Genomic DNA, 16,759 nt, shown 5'->3' on the forward strand with positions numbered 1-16,759 from the left:
GGGAGAGGTGCCGCCCGCGGTCCCGCTGTTGAGTGGGGGTATGGACACCACAGCGGCAGTACACGCAGAAGGGCTCCGCAAGACGTTCCGCGGGACCGGTGACCGTCAGGTCACCGCCCTGCACGACGTCGACCTCACCGTCGACCGGGGCGAGATCGTGGCCCTGCTCGGCCCCAACGGGGCGGGCAAGACCACCCTCATCGACCTGATACTCGGTCTGACGAAGCCCACCGCGGGCACGGTGACGGTCGTCGGGGGCACGCCACGCCAGGCGGTCACCGGCCAACGGATCGGGGCGGTGATGCAGACCGGGGGGCTGTTGCCCGACATGACCGTCGAGGCGACGGTGACGATGATCGCCGCGACCCTGACCGGCCCCCGCCCCGTGGCGGAGGTGCTGGAGCACGCCAAGCTCACCGGCATCCGTCGGCAACGGGTGGGACGGTGCTCCGGGGGTGAACAGCAGCGGCTGCGTTTCGCGCTCGCGCTGCTCGGCGACCCCGAACTCCTCATCCTCGACGAACCCACCGCGGGGATGGACCCGGCCAACCGGCACGAGTTCTGGGACTCGATGCGAGTCCAGGCCGACCGCGGGGTCACCGTCCTGTTCGCCACCCACTACCTGCAGGAGGCGCAGGACTTCGCCCGACGCATCGTCCTGCTCGACGGGGGGACGGTCGTCGCCGACGGCACCCCGGCCGAACTCCAGGACGGCGACGTCGTCGTCGAGTACGACCTGGACGGACACCACAGCGTGACCACCACCGACTCCGACGCGCTCGCCGCCGACCTGCTCGCCCGCGGGGCGACGAACCTGCGGATCACCGCACAGACCCTGGACGACACCTTCATCCGGCTGACCGGCAACAGGAGTGAGGAATCATGACCACCCTGCGTTTCGCGTTCCACGACCTGCGCCGCCTGTACCGCGACGGTGCGATGCTCTTCTTCTCGATGGGACTGCCCGTCCTGTTCTACCTCGTCTTCGGCCAGGCGATGGGCTTCGGCGACGAGTCCGTCGGCACGGGCAATGTCTCGGCCTACATCATGATCGGCATGGCCCTCTACGCCGGTGTGACCGGTGCCGTCGCCGCCGCCGGGCAGATCGTGGTCGAGAGCACGACCGGGTGGGGGCGCCAGCTCGCGCTCACCCCGCTGACCGGCGGCCAGCTCCTGGCGTCACGCCTGCTCGGCATCACGGTCCGTTCCGTACTGCCGGTGGCGGCCGTGTTCGTCGTGGGTGCCCTGACCGGGGCGTCGATGCCCGGGACGGCGTGGGCGACGTCCTTCGTGCTGTGCGTCCTGGGTGCCGTGCCCTTCGGGTTCTACGGCATCATGTGGTCGCAGATGTGGCCGACGGAGACCTCCGTGAGCATCGCCGGGACCAGCGTCGTCGTCCTGGCGTTCCTCGGCAACCTGTTCATGCCCCTGCCGGAGACGATGATGGCCGTGGGCCGGTTCAGCCCGCTGTACGGGGCCGCATCCCTGGCACGGGCACCACTGACCGAGGGTTACCAGTCGGTCTCGTACGACCCGGGGCTGGTCCAGGACCCGCTATGGTGGGCGGTGGTGAACGTCCTCGCCTGGTCGGCGGTGTTCATCCTCATTGTCCTGGCACTGCACAACCGGGAGAAAGGTCGACGATGAAGAACTTCGACGGTGCCTCCAGCCTGATGGCCTCGGTCTGGCTGGGGGTGCTCGTCGTTCCGGCGGTCCTCCTCGTCGTCACCGGGGGAGTGACCGTACGCACCGTGTCCGGTGTCGCCCTGCTGGCCCTGTTCAGCGCGGTCTACGCCCTCGCCTTCGGGCTGGTCGACCACTGGCCGCGCGGCTGGACGATGCCGCGCCGCCACCTGTTCTGGTTCAGCCTGCTCGCCCTGGTCGCGGTGGCGGTCGCCCTGGTCGTCGGGGCGTACGCCGCCTACCTCGTCCCCTTCTTCGTCGCCGTCATCGCGTTCCCGCTGCCGCTGGCCGTCAGCCTCCCGGCGACGGTCACCCTGGTGCTGGGGTCCACGGCCCTGGTCCAGCTCGTGGAACCCGCCGCGATGCCCGGGGCCCTGGGCGCCACGCTCGCCGGCCCGGTCATGGTCTACGCCGTGGCACTGGTGACCCGCCGCTACGAGGAGAAGACACACCTGGAGCACCAGCTGGCACTCGCCCGGGAACGCGAGTCCATCGCCGTGGACGTCCACGATCTGCTCGGCCATTCCCTCACCGTGGTGACCCTGAAGTCCGAACTGGCGACCCGGCTGCTCGACACCGACCCCGCCGCGGCGAGGTCCGAACTCGAGCAAATCACCCGCCTGTCCCGCACCGCGTTGGCGGAGGTGCGTTCCACGGTGACCCGGATGCGCTCGCCGGACCTCGCCGGAGAGATCGAGGCCGCGCGCCGGGCGCTGACCACCGCCGGCATCGACGCCGTCCTGCCCGACGACGAGTCCGTGGCCGGGGTGAACACCCACCTGTACTCGTGGGTGGTGCGCGAAGGCGTCACCAACGTGGTCCGCCACTCCCGCGCCACACGGTGCGAAGTACTGATGGACGCCGACGGCGTCGAGGTCGTCGACGACGGTGACGGCTGGGACGGCACCCACGGCAACGGACTGGCCGGGCTGGACCGGCGGGTGGAGGACGCCGGCGGCACGCTGACCCTCACCGCCGGACCCGGGGGCCGGGGGACACGGCTGTCGGTGTCGATGACAGGAGGCCCACGATGATCCGGGTACTGATCGCCGACGACCAGGACCTCGTCCGCGGCGCACTCGTGGCACTGCTGTCCGGCGAGGACGACCTCGAGGTCGTCGCCGACGTCGGCCGGGGTGACGAGGTCGTCGACGCCGTGCGGGAGAACCGGGTCGACGTCGCCCTGCTGGACATCGAGATGCCCGGCATGACCGGGATCGAGGCGGCGGAGGCACTCCGCGGACTGCCGTTCTGCCGGACGGTCATCGTGACCACCTTCGGACGTCCCGGCTACCTGCGCAAGGCACTGGCCGCGGGGGTCAGCAGCTTCGTGGTGAAGGACACCCCGCCGTCCCAGCTGGCCGAGGCCGTGCGGCGGGTGCACCAGGGACTGCGGGTGGTCGACCCCGCCCTGGCCGAGGAGTCGCTGTTCACCCCCGACTCGCCGCTGACCGGCCGGGAGGTGGACGTCTGCCGCGCGGCCCGCGGCGGCGCCGGCGTCCGGGAGATCGCCGCGGAACTGCACCTGTCCCAGGGGACGGTGCGTAACCACCTGTCCTCGGTCATCGGGAAGACCGGGGCGTCGAACCGCTTCGAGGCGGTGACCCTCGCCGATCAGAACGGGTGGCTGTGACGGGCCGTCACGGCGATGGAGACCACGCACACCACCGCACCCACCACGAACACGGTGACGTAGCCGACGACCGGCGCCACCAGTGCGATGACGAAAGGCACGAAGAACCCCAGGTAGGTCAGTGCGTAGAACACCGCGGTGAGGGAACCGAGCTCCCCCGGGGCGGCGATACGCTGCACCTCCCGCAGCCCCGAGACCATCATGATGCCGTAGGCTGTCCCCAGTACCACCGCCGTGGGGACCAGGAACCACACCGCGTGGGTGGCGACCACCACGACCGCCGCGCACATCCCGAGCACCGCGGTACCCAGCGCGTACATCGGCGGGGTGATGCGCGCATCCGCCGGCAGCCGTCCCGCCCACGGCTGGACGAATGTGCCGGTCAGCATCGCCACACCGGCGACCAGGCCGGTGTACGCCACCGGCGCGGACACCCCGTCGGTGACCAGTGGCGGCAGAACCGCGAACGACGTCGTCGCCAGCCCGAACGCCCACGGTGCCCACAGTGCGACGGAGAACAGGAACCGGGGCGTCCGCGCCGACGGCGGGAACCGCAGGCGCGACGGGGACCGTCCACCGGCTTCCGGGGTGACCCAGACCAACGGCGTCAGCACCACGGTCATGGCGAGGTGCAGCAGCAGCGGGGTGACGTCCGGCCCCGGCAACCACTCGGCGACCGGGCCGCTGACCAGGGGGCCCATCCCGAACCCGGCGGAGGTGGCCGCCGTGGCGCGCCGGGCCGCGGCACCCTCGTCACCGCCGGACCGCGCGGTGATCTCCTTGAGCCAGGAGGCGCCGGCGGCGAGGACCAGACCCACGGCCACGCCGGTGAGCATGCGCCCGGCGCTGAGCAGGACGGGGCCCCACGCGGAGCCGACGCCCAGGTGGGCGGTGAGCGTCACCAGCGTGCCCGCCGCCGAGAACAGCAGGGCGGGACGGACCACCGCGCGGCGGCCGTGCCGGTCGGAGAAGGGACCGCCGACCATGAGCGCGGGGATCAGGCCGAGGACGTAGACGGCGAGGACGAGGTTCACCGGCGCCTGACCCAGGCCGTGGACGTCGCGCATCACCGGGAGCAGGGGAGCGAAGAGGTTCGCGCCGTAGGACACGGCGAACATGCCCAGTGCGACGCGGACCCAGGGTGCGAGTGTCATGACCCACACTCTGGCATACAGTTCGGTCCCTTATGGGGCTGTGGGGTCCGGTGGGGCTCAGTTCACCACGAGACCGGACTCCGCCGCGCCGCGGGCACACGGGTCCGGCAGTCCGTCGAGCTCGTTGAACGGCATGGACACGGCCTCGACGTCCATGGTCTCGCCGACGTAGACGGTGTCCTTGCCCGGCAGCGTGACCGACGGACGGTCGCCCCGGGTGACGAACTCGGAGCCGACGGGCAGCACCAGGGGACGGGGCGCGTTCTCGCCATCGTTACCCCGGCCGTTGGGCCGCTTGAGCGCGAAACAGGAGCCGGGGCCGACGATGAGGCGGCCGGTCACCTGCTGCGGCTCACCCTCCGGGGTGTCCCTGGTGGTCAGCGCGATCGGGCCACCACCGGAGGAGGAGACGGCGATGTGGCCCTCGGGGATCTCGGGCTCTGAGGTGGCTGAGGTCGTCGAAGTCTCAGTGGTTGTCGTGGTTTCCGTGGTGAAGCTGGGGTCTGCGGTGCTGTCGTCGTCGCTGCAGGCGGTGACGGCCCCGAGGGCGAGGACGGCCGCCAGGGAAGCGGCGACGGAGCGGTGTCGTGTCATGGGTGTTCTCTCTCCACGTCTGAATGGTTCACTACAGCCATGTTTACCAGTCAGGATGCGGGGTGTGTGGTGTTGGGTCAGGGGGTGTCGATCATGGTGGGGACGGGAACCTGAAGTTGTGTGGCGATCGGAGTATAGAGATCGACACCTTCCTCCTGTGTCTGCAGGGACAGTAGGAGTGCGTATCGAACTGGTTGACCCTCACGGCCGGTACGTTTGTTGTACTTCCACCATCCACCCACGGGGAACACCGCGAGGCTGTTGCAACGGGATAACTCGGCACCGGTGCCGTACCAGTCGTCCTGGTGGAGTGACCCGAGTCCTTGTCGGCGAGGGCCGAGGGTCCATCGTTTGGACGCATCCTTGCCCGGTGAATTCCCTTCTTCCTCCCGTTGTGCTGTGTTGCTCACGCGTGCGATGAACTGCTGTTGTGTTTCAGTGGAGTCCTGGAGATCGAAGCGAAGGCCGTGGGAGGCATAGCTGTGGCGCCTCTGCCATCCACGACGTGATGCGGACGGTTCGATGAAGTAGGACAAGGTCACTCGGAGACGTACATCCTTCTCACCCAGCGCTTCGAGTGCTTCCGCGGGCCAAGGAAGGTCGTGCAGGCGAAGGGAGCGCATGGAGAACTCTCTCCCCTCAAAGGGGGTGAACTGATCCTGAGTGACGAGCGTGACTGCCTGCCGTGAGGAGTTCAGGACAGCGTCCTCGGTCGGTACGCCCCAGCCGAACGTCCGGAGCAGAACCTCGATCTCATGTTTACTGCCCCGTCGAGCTGTGTCGATCTCACGCTTCATCGATGGCGTCCATTCTGCGCAATGCGGCAGAAGGCCACGGATAGTTTCCGGCCAGTAGTCGGGGTAACGCTGCATCGCAAGGACCGCGAGCCGGGCTGCCTGCGCAGTCGCTGCACTTGTTGCGTTAGCGGACGTTAAAGCGGTATCTGATGTGACTCCTGTTGAACGTAGCGACAACAGCGGATGACGCTCGTGAATGTTCTTGCCGTCGCTGAGGACATTCCCTCCCTCCATGCAGATGTCCGGCTTCAACGGCCATTTCGAGTGGTCAAACAGGAGTGACGTGCTGCTGTGTGGTGAGAGGTCCCCAGAGGCTGCAATCGGCGACCAGCTGTCGTGCTGTGCGTCTGAGGGGCGTTCTGTGAGTTGGGTCGATGCACCGACGGTCAGGGCATTCCATGCCTGGGCAGGGTCCTGAATCGCTGAGACAGCAGAAGCCTGACGATGTTTCTCCTGGTAGTGCGGAGGGTTGAGGTTGCCGGCCGCTATCACGAACAGGCGGCTGCTGTGAGGGTCGGGATCAGAGATCAGACGGAACTGATCACCTTCACGCATGCTGTCCGTTCCTGCGGCGATCGCGTCGATTGCCGCAGACCACAGTGTCGGTTCCCCTGGTCGACCATCGGGTGTGGAACTCAGTGTGAGGCAGAAAACCCGGGGCCTCGGGTAAGTGATCTCGGGGAGGGCGACGGCCTCCGTTGTTGCTGTTCCGCGATCGGCTATCTCGATTTTTGGTTCTCGACGATCGGGAACCATACGTACGGATTCGAGTCGATGGAGTAGAGGGACCGTTTGAGTCGTGGTGAAATGGTCGTCGAGGTGGGGCCCGTACAGCGCAAGCCCGGCCATGGAGGTGCCGTGTGCGTGCGTGGCGGTGTTATCGGCCGGCCAACCGTTGATCGCCTGGTGGTCGCTGTGTGCGAGAGCATCGCGGAGCAGACTATGAGCGCGTAGGACTCCGCTGTCGAGAAGGCAGACGGCCGGTGCATCCAGGTCGGGCGGGGTCACCCGATCCGCCAGATCGGTAACGTGCTCCTGTTGGATCATTCGACTCAGGTCTTCCACAGTGTCGATGAAGTCAGGGCTACGGATCTCGGCGATCGGAACGGGTGTCGAGGGGAGGGGGATGAGTTCTTCCCACGTTGCTTCGACCCAGACTACGAGGCGGCCCGATAGTTGAAGTGACCGTTCGCGTCTCCGTAGTCCGAACATGTCCGCAAATGCCTCAAACGCTGGCAGGGCTTCCTCCGTGGAACGGAGCCACAGTTGCCACCAGTGTTTCCCGCGAGTCGGAGGCTCGCCGTCGGACGTCCATAGATCCCTGAGGAACGCTGCCCGGACTTCGGCCATGTTCGCGATGAGTTCGTGGTTTTTCGGGTTGCTGTTCCGAGTCTCCTTCTCCAGGAAGTCCTGAAAGAGCTTCAGGAATGTCTCCCGATGGTCGTCAGACACCCACACTACTGCACGCTCCGGTAGATCGTCCGTCGCCGCGTGAAATGAAAGAAGTAGCCACTGTGGCTGCTTTGGTGAGGTACGGTGCGGTGTCAGTTTGCTGAGCTTGTCAAGCTTGAGTGGATACTTAGCGCTGTCACCTTCGATGACGATGATGGATCCCGTCGCCCTGAGCCTGTCGTCGAGATCGCTGAGTGCCTTTCTGCGAAGGTCGGTCTCGGTAAGAGCTTTATTGGTATCCGTGAGGACCTTGTTGCCGTGACTTCGGCGATCAACAGTGCGGACTCGCTGTTTACCGCCTCGTCGTGCTGAAAACTCTCTCGTATCGGAGAATCCTGCGACGAAGAGGTGGTCGAGAGTGTGGTGTTCGTCAGCCAAGACTTGCCGCCCTCCGTGTAGTCAAGGCATTCACCACATCGTCGCGTTCGACGCGAGTCTTGCCACGCATGAGTACCGCCTTGGCGGCAGACTCCGCAGCCTTGACCAGCTCGGCATGGCTCAGACCCTCCGTTAATGCTCCGAGCTTCGCCATGCTGGTTCCCTGTGCCAGTGTCCCTAGACGGGCACGCATCACGGCGGTCGCCTGCCGAGCGTCGGGAAGACTGTATGCCAGGACAGCGTCGAAACGTCTGAAAAGTGCCTTGTCGAGAATGCTGCGATGGTTCGTCGCGGCCAGAACGAGGGATTCTGGGCTGGCATCTTCAAGGAAGACCAGGAAGGAGTTGAGTATGCGGCGGGCTTCGCCGACGTCGTTGCCTGACCGGTCAGCACCGAGAGCATCGAATTCGTCGAAGAGATACACAGCGCGGTGTCGTGCCACTGCGTCGAATACGGTTCGCAATTTGCCTGCGGTCTCACCCATGAACTTACTCAGGAGCCCGTCGAGTCGGACGGTGTACATCGGCAGCGACAGTTCGGTGGCGAGTACCGAGGCCGTCATGGTCTTACCGGTCCCCGGCGGGCCTTCAAGCAGGAGTCGGTGGGCAGGCGCGAAACCATGGTCGAGGAGTACCCTCCGCTGTCGTTGCTCGGCAAGAACCTGGACTACCTGGTCATGCAGCTCGCGCGGAAGAACAAGGTCGCTCAGACGGACATCCGGTTCGGAAGCCTCGACAAGTTCGGCCAAGTCGCCGCGTGGACGGTCAAGCGAGGTGACATTGCGCAACGGGGGCTGTGCCCGTGACGCGTCCACGGCTTTCTTGATGTCCCCGGCGAGAACATGATGTCCCCGTTTGGCCTCTTTGGCCGCTACTTGCAGTGCAACCGAGTAGAAGGTGGAGTCGTCCCCCGACGCATGGCTGCGCACCATCGCGGTGATCTGTTCGCCCAGGCCCGCCACGGCACGCCTCCCTCCACAGTCGATCACGTACAGTGGCTTCACTGTAGCGTAGGGAGTGGACGTGAAGTGAGTGGAGCAGGGCAAGGTTACCGGACACCTTCTTCAGCGAAGCGCGGCGCCATCGCCTCCATCTGCTGCATCAGCTGGACCACGGCTTCCTTCTGCTTGCTCGGCGGGTACTTGTATTTGCGTAGCAGGCGTTTGATGTTGGACCGCAGTTTGGCTTTCACGTCGTCACGCACGGTCCAGTCGGTGCGGATGTCCCGGCGCATCGTCGCCACGAGCTCGCGGGCGATGACGGCGAGAGTGTCACTGCCCATCACGTCGATGGCGGTGTCGTCCTCGCGGGCGAGCATGTCGTAGAACGCCAACTCGTCGGTGTGCAGTGGTGGCTCGAACCGGTTGCCGCGGTTCGCTTCCTCCACGACTTCCTTGGCGAGCTCCACGAGTTCGGAGATCACCTGTGCGGCGGTGAGCTGCTGGTTGGTGTATCGGGCCATGAGTTTGTTGATCCGCTCGGAGAACATGGCGTGCCGGACCTCGTTGCCGTTGGTCGCCACGTTGGCCTCACGCAGGATGTCGGCCCGCAGTCCCTCGATCGCGAGCTGCGCCTTGTCCGCCGTGGCGGCGTCCTTTTCCCACGACGGGGTCAACTGGTCGAGGGAGGGACGCTCCAGTCCGGCCTCGGAGTAGATGTCGACCACCCCGTCCGTTTCTGCGGCGGTGACGACGATGTCACCGAGGAGACGCCGGATGTCGTCGGGGATGGGTTCGCCGCGGGCGACCCGGTCCTGGGCATCGAGCTTGGCCATCCAGGTGCGAATGTCGGTGTAGAACTTCACCTGGGGGCGCAGTTCATTGAAGGTGGAGGTACCGCCAGCCAGCGCGGCGGCGCGGGCGAGTTTGCTGGAGAGGTCACGGAAGGAGTCTGCGAGGGGGCGTGCTTCCGGATCCTCCGGGTCGGTGTTGCCTGGGGTACGTGGGGAGCGGAGCCGGGACGTGGCCTCGCGGACGGCGCGGAGCCAGCCTTGTTGCGGATTGTGTTCGACCGCGGCCCGCCAGTCGATGTCAACGAGCTCGTCGAGGGAAACCAGTAGATCGCGGACGATGCTCTCGGCTTCATCGGTGGACTGTCCGAGCACCTTCCTTCCGCTCTCCGCCGCATCAGTGGTGAACTCTTTGAGCGCCTTGGCGAGGTTGTCGACCAGGGGCGCGTAGGCGACGAGCAGCCCGTCGGTCTTGCCGCGGAAGGTGCGGTTCACCCGGGCGAGGGTCTGCATCAGCAGCGCGCCTTTGAGAGGCCGGTCGACGTACAGGGTGTGCAGCGCCGGGGCGTCGAAGCCGGTGAGCATCATGTCCTTGACGATGACGATCTCGAGGTCGTCGTCTGGGTCTTTGAGACGCTTCTTCACCGCGGCAGTGGCACTGGGCCGTCGCATGTGTTTCCGGATGTCGGCGGTGTCGGTGGGACTGGCGGTGTAGACGACCTTGACCTTCCCCTTGTCGTCGGTGTCGCTATGCCAGTCGGGACGCAGGGTGGTGATCTCCTCGTAGAGGCGTGCCGCGATGGACCGGGTGGCGCAGACGATCATGGCTTTACCCGGGCCGCCGACGAACTGCTGCATTGACTCCCGGCGGTCCTCCCAGTGCCGGACAACATCGTGAGCGAGGGTGGCGACTCGCTGAGGTGCGCCGTAGACAGTGTCGAGGACGGTGACGCTGCGTTGCAGGCGGTCCTTGTCGGCGTCGTCGAGCCCGGTGGTGGCCTCTTCGGCTGCGTCGTCGATGTCTGCGTCGTCGAGGTCGTCGGCACGGTTGAGCTTGATCAGTCGTGACTCGAAGTAGACGGGGACAGTGGCTCCGTCGGCGACGGCGCGGTTGAGGTCGTAGATGTCGATGTCGTCGCCGAAGACGCGGCGGGTGTCGCGTTCCCCTTCGGCGATGGGTGTGCCGGTGAAGGCGATGAGAGTGGAGTGGGGCAGGGCATTTTTGAGGTGGGCCGCGTAGCCGTCGATGTTGTCGTAGTGGCTGCGGTGGGCTTCATCGACCATGACGATGATGTTGCGGCGTTCGGAGAGCACCGGGTGGTCGGCGCCAGAGTCTCGTTCAGCCCGGGTGAGGCCGAACTTCTGGAGCGTGGTGAACAGGATGCCGCCGCTACCGCGGGCGCTGAGTTGCTGGCGCAGTTCGTCGCGGGAGGCGACCTGTGCCGGGGCTTCGGGGAGCAGGGTGCTGGTCTGGAAGCCGTCGAAGAGCTGGCTGTCGAGTTCGGTGCGGTCGGTGACGACGACGATCGTGGGGTTCGCCAGGCGTGGGTGTTGCATCACCGCGGCAGCGTAGAGTTCCATCTCCATGGACTTTCCGGAGCCTTGGGTGTGCCAGACCACACCGGCCCGTCCGTCGCTGTCGACGGCGTGGACGGTGCTGCCGACGGCTTTGGTGACGGCGAAGTACTGGTGGGGTTTCGCGATGCGCATCGCCAGGCCTTGGTCACTCTGGTCGTAGGCGATGAATTCGCGGATGAGCTGGTTGAAGCGTTCGATGTTGAAGATGCCGTCGACGAGCAGGTCGAGGCCGTCGGCGGGGAGTCCGTCGTCGCCGAGGACGGTGTCGTCGGCGAGGCGGCCGTCGTCGTCGACGTTCCAGGGGGCGAAGTGGTGCCAGGGGGTGAAGGGGGTGCCGTAGCGGGCGTTGATGCCGTCGCTGGCGACGATGACCTGGGCGAAGCGGAAGGCGGTGGGGAATTCGTCGATGTAGGTCTGCAGCTGGTTGTAGGCGTCTTCGGGCGTGGAGGTGCTGGCGGCGTTCTTCAGCTCGAAGAAGGCCAGGGGGAGGCCGTTGACGTAGCAGACGATGTCGAAGCGGCGTTCCTTGCCGTTGTTGCGCAGGGTGACCTGGTTGACGGCGTGGTAGGTGTTCTTGTCCACGTTGGCGGACAGGAAGGTGATGACGGGGTTGACCTGCTGCCCGTCGTTGTCGATGTAGGTGATGCCGCGGTAGCCCCTGATGAGGATGTCGTGGATGCGGTTGTTCTCGGTGATGGCGTCCTGCGACTTGGGGGTGAGGACCTCGTTGGTGGCTTGGTGGAGGTACTCCTGGGGCACGTCGGGGTTGAGCACCATCAGCGCTTTGGTCAGCGTGGTGTGCAGGACGAGGTCTCCCCAGTTGTCGCGTTGGCCGGAGCCGGGTGAGATGTTGGTGCCGTGCAGGGTGGGCCACTCGGAGCGTGCGAGCAGGTCGAGGGTGCGTGCTTCCCACGCGTCTTCGTTCATCAGTGGTTCCATGGTGGTCAGACCTCTTTCTCTACTCGTTTCTCTGCGTCACGGACGGTGATCTTGCCGCTCATAAGCAGGGGGAGGAGTTCATCGCGGGCGGCGGCGAGGGTGCGGGATTCATTGCGGGCTGCTCCGAGACGGCGGAGCAGTGCATCGGAGAATTCCTCGAACTCTTTCAGACGTTCGGGATCTGGTAGTGGTACCGAATAGTCGGCCAGTTCTTTCGCCTGGACTCGTTGTCGACCAGACGTCCCGGTACGCCGCTGCGAAGCGAACTCGCGGAACCGGTCGCTAGTGCCGACGAGGTAAGGGACAACGGGAGGAATCTCATGTCGTGCACGGAGGACGATGTATTCAGTGGATCCATAACATATTTCATCTTCCTCCAGGAAGTCGACCCACGCTGCCTTGCCATTCTCGAAGCAGGGGGTAATTCTCGCGAGGAGGGTGTCCCCATTCTGGAAACGGGCACCACCTTTCGGATCACGTTCTCCCCACTCTGTGACGAGGAGGCCGCGCTCCGGGAGGTTCTTCATGTCGAGGTAAGGAGCTGTCGGCTCCTTTACGGTGGGCAGCTTAGGGTTGATGTCGACGATGTCCTGCAGGTCGAAGACTGTGGAGGCGTCTTTGGATAGTCGGTTCCATCGAGAGCGAAGCAGTTCGCGTCCGACTTCAATGGCTTGCGTGTTGGCTGCGATCTTGTCGTCCAGAGGGGCGAGAACATTGGCGACCGATTCTTGAGTATGGAAACTTGGAAGACGGAAAGTGTATGTTTCTGAGAAAAGCTTGTACTGGAAGTTCGATATTCCCGTGGACTGGTTTTGGTACTCCCACGAACCTCCTTGGTTCCACCAGTTCTGAAGGTGATAGTAGAGCCATCGGGAGTCAACGAAATTGTGATCAGGACGTATTAGCCTGCAGAAGCTTGCTGGGATCAGATCAATATTCGATTTACTGACCATGTCTGCAGAGATGAGGACCGTTCTTCCGGTCGGTCGATCCTTTGTGCCACCAGATATCTCTAGAACAATATCGCCAGCGCGAAGGGTCCTGGAATCGACTACTTTCTCTTTCTCATACCGGCACGGAAGTTTTCCGATGTTCTTATGTTGTGCGGCTGGAAAGTCCGCGCCGCGGAGAACTCGTACAGGGGTCAGGCCAGAGCTAGGGTGTTCCTCACCCCAGCCTCCGCCAATGACTTTTTCGACGATTTGGCCAAAATTTACGTTCGTCACTTCAACCTCCCCAGCTGCGCGCGCACGACAGCGTCCAGTCGAGCGGACTCGTCCAGTGCTGCAGTCAAGTCTTCAGTGAGTCGGGCGATCTTCTCGTCAATCGGCTCATCGTCCTCCTCTGCCTCCGGCGCGCCGACATAGCGGCCCGGGGTCATCGCGTAACCGGCCTGCTCGATCTCCTGCAGCTTTACCCGCTTGCAGAAACCCGGAACATCCTCGTATTCGCCCACCGCAGACTCGCGACCACGCCACGTCCGGTACGTGTTCGCGATCGTGTCGATGTCCTCATCAGAGAAGGTACGCTCCACCCGGTCCACCATGTGGCCCATCTCCCGGGCATCAATGAACAACACCTCCCCACGGCGATCTGTCTTCCCCCTCGCACCGATACCCTTGTCCATCGAGAAGAACCACACGCACACCGGGATCGCCACCGACCGGAACAGGTTCGGGGGCATCGCGATCACGCACGACACCACATCGTCGTCCAGCATCGCCTCACGGATCTTGCCCTCGCCACCCGTGTTCGACGCCATCGTGCCGTTCGCCATCACCACAGCGGCCTCGCCCTGCACATCCAGCTTCGAGATGATGTGCTGCATCCACGCATAGTTCGCATTGCGCTTCGGCGGCACACCATAACGCCACCGGGCATCATCCTCCGTGCGTGCCCAGTCCTTGATGTTGAACGGGGGATTGGCAAGCACGAAATCCATCTGTTTGTCCGCGTGATAGTCGCGGGCGAACGTGTCACCCCAGCGGGACCCCAGGCCCATCGCGTCAATGCCGTGAATCGCGAGGTTCATCTTCGCCATCCGCCACGTCCGCTCATTGAGCTCCTGGCCCCACACCGCCAACTGCGTCGGATCCTGGTCATGACGCTCCAGGAACTTCTCCGCCTGCACAAACATGCCACCCGACCCACAGCACGGGTCGTAGATCCGGCCCTCGTAGGGCTCCAGGATCTCCACCAACGTCCGTACCAGCACCGGGGGAGTGTAGAACTCCCCACCCCGCTTCCCTTCAGCCTTGGCGAACTTGTCCAGGAAGTACTCGTAGACCTCGCCCAACAGGTCACGGGCACGCGTGGCACCGTCCCCGCCGAACTGGGTGGAGTTGAACAGGTCGATCAATTCACCGAGCCTGCGCTGATCGATGTTGTCCCGGCCGTAGTTCGCCGGCAATGTGCCCTCCAGAGACGCATTGTCGGTGGACAAGGTGCGCATTGCCGCGTCGATCAGATCACCGACGGTCTGATGCTCACCCGTCGTCGGGCTCATCCGTCCCTTCGCGTTCTCCGCGATGAACGACCACCGTGCTTCCGGGGCAACCCAGAAAGCGCCGGCCGAGGTGTATTCGTCAGCGTCCTCGAGGGTCTCGGTGATGTACTCCTCGTCCTCTCCCGCCAGCTCCTCACGGATCGCCGCCCGACGGTCATCGAAGGCGTCAGAGACGTACTTCAGGAACACCAGGCCCAGGACCACGTCCTTGTACTGGCTGGCATCCATGGAACCGCGCAACTTGTCCGCGGCCTTCCATAGTGTGTCCTTCAGCTCCTTCGCGGAGGACGGGGTCGGTGCTGTTTTCGTTGTCACGTCATGTCCTTAATTGTCACTGTGGTCGTCTGCCTCGCGGAGGGCTCCGCTGGACAGGCCGTCAATCAACGTGGTCTGTAGCTCATTGAGCCGGGAGAGTTGCTCGTAGAGTTGGTCCCGGCGTTGCTCCAACCGTGTCACGGTCTCGGTGACGGTGGGTGCCCGGTCCGTCGGCGTGAGCCGTAGTTGCCAGGACTTCCGGTCTTTCCGCTGTTCCGCATTGATGTCGGCGGTGACAACCTCCGGCAGCAACTGCAGTCCGTCATCCGGAGCACCGCAACGGAAGACGCGGGCCGGATACTCCACGACATGCCCACCCGCCCTGTCGACGATCGCCGCAGGTTCTCCGCGCGCGGTGACGTAGACGACATCCCCGGGTTCGGTGAACTGTGTCTGTGGGGCGACCTGTTCCAACGTGAGGCGGTTGATTGCACGGCTGTCCACAGCCCCTGTGGAACGAATCTCCGGAGCACCCCACACCACGACCGTGCCCGGGCCGGGCGTGGTGAGCTCATCGGCGGGAATCCGGTGGCCGGCCATGTCCTTGCCGTAGCGCGTGGACGCCGACCCGAAACTGACACGGCGCGGGTGGGCATCCGATGCCTCCAGGGTCACGCCGTCGAGAACATCACCCTGCAACTCCCATACCCGGGCCAGACTGTCACCGCCGGACGTCGTCTCCGGTAACTCCGCTCCGGAGGTGAGAGCCTCCTGGGTGACGAACCGCTCAGTGGCCAGAACACGGCTGGTGCGGAACGCGTGGGAGAAGATGTCCTCCCGGTCAGAAGTGGACACGACGACGTCCGCTGCCAGGGACGAGGCGAGTGAATCGTCGAGACGGTGCCCGCCGTGCGTGCCGATCACCGTGGCCTCGGTCATCGACGGAGCGAAAACCCACAACGCCAGACGGCGCCGCCCGCCGAAACGGCTCATCCCCTTCGGCAGTTCAGCGCAGTACCGCAGAGGGGCGCTGTGCCCCTCCCTGGGAGTGAGGAGTCGGCGCCGACGCGAGGCCTCATCTGCGTCGATCATCGCTGACGCCGGGCCGACGACGACGAGTACATCGTCCACACCGAGACCCATCACGATGTCCTCGACGCGATCGAGGAAATCGTCTGCGCCGCCAAGGCACTGCCACTGGAAGATGTGCAGGTACGACATGTCGTCCAGCGTGAACGGAAGAGGGTTGCGGTCCTCCATATAGGGCGACACGTCAAGGTCACGGGCGAGAAGTCGACGCCAGGCTGCGCGGTCGGCGGGAGTGGACAACGCGTCCGTGCGGTAGTCGACTACGGGGCTGTCCTGCTCGGCGAACTGTTCGAGCGCGGCATCCAGAAGCGTCATGCCTCCGGGCCCGGCGGGGACGATACGTCGGTCGCGGCGGTCATGGAATACCTCGGCGATGATCGAGCCGACAAGGTGTCGTGCCGGAACCGTCAACGCCTCCGGGGCCCAGGCTCCGTCCCGGTCTCCGAACGACGCGACCAGCAGATCCAGTGTCGCCGACGCCGAGAACGCGGCTTCCACCAAGGTGTCGATCTCGGAAATGTCTGTGCGTGCGACGGCGACCTCGACGTCCTGCACAGACAGTACGGGTTCGACACGCCAGTAGGACACGACTTCGGGGAGGTCCTCCGGATAGTAGTCGTCCAACGGTTCGCCGAGGAGGTGGGCCAGCAGCAGGAGCGCCGAGGTGTCGTCCGGGGTGGCGAAGAGTCTCTCGCGCAGGTCCGCATGCAGGGGGTTCTCCGCGGCGGCGTCGCGGTTGTTTCCCCGGCCGGTCCGTTCGAGCCAGTCCGCGACCTCGGACGCGTCGAAACGGAGCGGGTCGGTCTGCACGGGGGACGGGAACGGAGTGTCCGACTCGGCGTAGCGGGACCGCCACAACGACACCACGGGTCGCTTCACCTGGGCAAGGTCGGAGATCGCCTGCATCGACAGGGTCGCTGGTCGGATTGTGGTCATCGGTGTCCACCTCCTCGGAATGGTTGACTGCCACGGT

The 16,759-nt window shown here is 65.0% G+C and carries 12 protein-coding genes; 4 read left to right on the forward strand and 8 right to left on the reverse strand.

The annotated features are described in order from the left end of the window. Positions 1–40 precede the first annotated feature (40 nt). From MUN33_RS02925 to MUN33_RS02940, 4 genes are read left to right on the forward strand one after another with little or no spacing between them, the layout of a single operon-like run. The gene (locus MUN33_RS02925; protein ID WP_244803409.1) at positions 41–886 is read left to right on the forward strand and encodes an ABC transporter ATP-binding protein; all 846 of its coding nucleotides are present in this window, start codon (positions 41–43) and stop codon (positions 884–886) included. After that, positions 883–1,647 carry an ABC transporter permease gene (locus MUN33_RS02930; protein WP_244803410.1) on the forward strand — a complete coding sequence of 255 codons (765 nt, stop codon included), beginning with the start codon at positions 883–885 and terminating at the stop codon, positions 1,645–1,647. Before MUN33_RS02925 ends, MUN33_RS02930 begins: the two co-directional genes overlap by 4 nt. Beyond that, positions 1,644–2,717 carry a sensor histidine kinase gene (locus MUN33_RS02935; protein WP_244803411.1) on the forward strand — a complete coding sequence of 358 codons (1,074 nt, stop codon included), beginning with the start codon at positions 1,644–1,646 and terminating at the stop codon, positions 2,715–2,717. The genes MUN33_RS02930 and MUN33_RS02935 overlap by 4 nt, the downstream gene beginning before the upstream one ends. Beyond that, complete coding sequence (locus MUN33_RS02940; RefSeq protein ID WP_244803412.1) at positions 2,714–3,316, forward strand: response regulator transcription factor; 603 nt, start codon at positions 2,714–2,716, stop codon at positions 3,314–3,316. The genes MUN33_RS02935 and MUN33_RS02940 overlap by 4 nt, the downstream gene beginning before the upstream one ends. Here the strand turns inward: MUN33_RS02940 and MUN33_RS02945 are convergent. The 8 genes from MUN33_RS02945 to MUN33_RS02980 form a co-directional block, all read right to left on the reverse strand. Continuing rightward, positions 3,298–4,470, reverse strand: coding sequence for an MFS transporter (locus tag MUN33_RS02945; RefSeq protein WP_244803413.1), 1,173 nt, complete (start codon positions 4,468–4,470; stop codon positions 3,298–3,300). The two genes, MUN33_RS02940 and MUN33_RS02945, sit on opposite strands and share 19 nt — an antisense overlap. Before the next feature lie 57 nt (positions 4,471–4,527). Next, positions 4,528–5,064 carry a hypothetical protein gene (locus MUN33_RS02950; protein WP_244803414.1) on the reverse strand — a complete coding sequence of 179 codons (537 nt, stop codon included), beginning with the start codon at positions 5,062–5,064 and terminating at the stop codon, positions 4,528–4,530. 77 nt (positions 5,065–5,141) lie between these two features. Then, the gene (locus tag MUN33_RS02955) at positions 5,142–7,691 is read right to left on the reverse strand and encodes a S8 family peptidase (protein WP_244803415.1); all 2,550 of its coding nucleotides are present in this window, start codon (positions 7,689–7,691) and stop codon (positions 5,142–5,144) included. Continuing rightward, complete coding sequence (locus MUN33_RS02960) at positions 7,684–8,652, reverse strand: AAA family ATPase (RefSeq protein WP_244803416.1); 969 nt, start codon at positions 8,650–8,652, stop codon at positions 7,684–7,686. The genes MUN33_RS02955 and MUN33_RS02960 overlap by 8 nt, the downstream gene beginning before the upstream one ends. Before the next feature lie 86 nt (positions 8,653–8,738). Next, positions 8,739–11,927 (reverse strand): type I restriction endonuclease subunit R, encoded by a 3,189-nt coding sequence (locus MUN33_RS02965; RefSeq protein WP_439647825.1) that lies wholly within the window; start codon positions 11,925–11,927, stop codon positions 8,739–8,741. Positions 11,928–11,941: 14 nt separating this feature from the next. Beyond that, complete coding sequence (locus tag MUN33_RS02970) at positions 11,942–13,162, reverse strand: restriction endonuclease subunit S (protein ID WP_244803418.1); 1,221 nt, start codon at positions 13,160–13,162, stop codon at positions 11,942–11,944. Next, positions 13,159–14,757, reverse strand: coding sequence for a class I SAM-dependent DNA methyltransferase (locus tag MUN33_RS02975; RefSeq protein WP_369414914.1), 1,599 nt, complete (start codon positions 14,755–14,757; stop codon positions 13,159–13,161). Before MUN33_RS02975 ends, MUN33_RS02970 begins: the two co-directional genes overlap by 4 nt. Before the next feature lie 9 nt (positions 14,758–14,766). Beyond that, positions 14,767–16,722: a hypothetical protein gene (locus tag MUN33_RS02980; protein ID WP_244803421.1), complete on the reverse strand. Its 1,956-nt coding sequence runs from the start codon at positions 16,720–16,722 to the stop codon at positions 14,767–14,769. Positions 16,723–16,759 lie beyond the last annotated feature (37 nt).

The organism is Corynebacterium kalidii, assembly GCF_022869005.1.
GTDB lineage: Bacteria > Actinomycetota > Actinomycetes > Mycobacteriales > Mycobacteriaceae > Corynebacterium > Corynebacterium kalidii.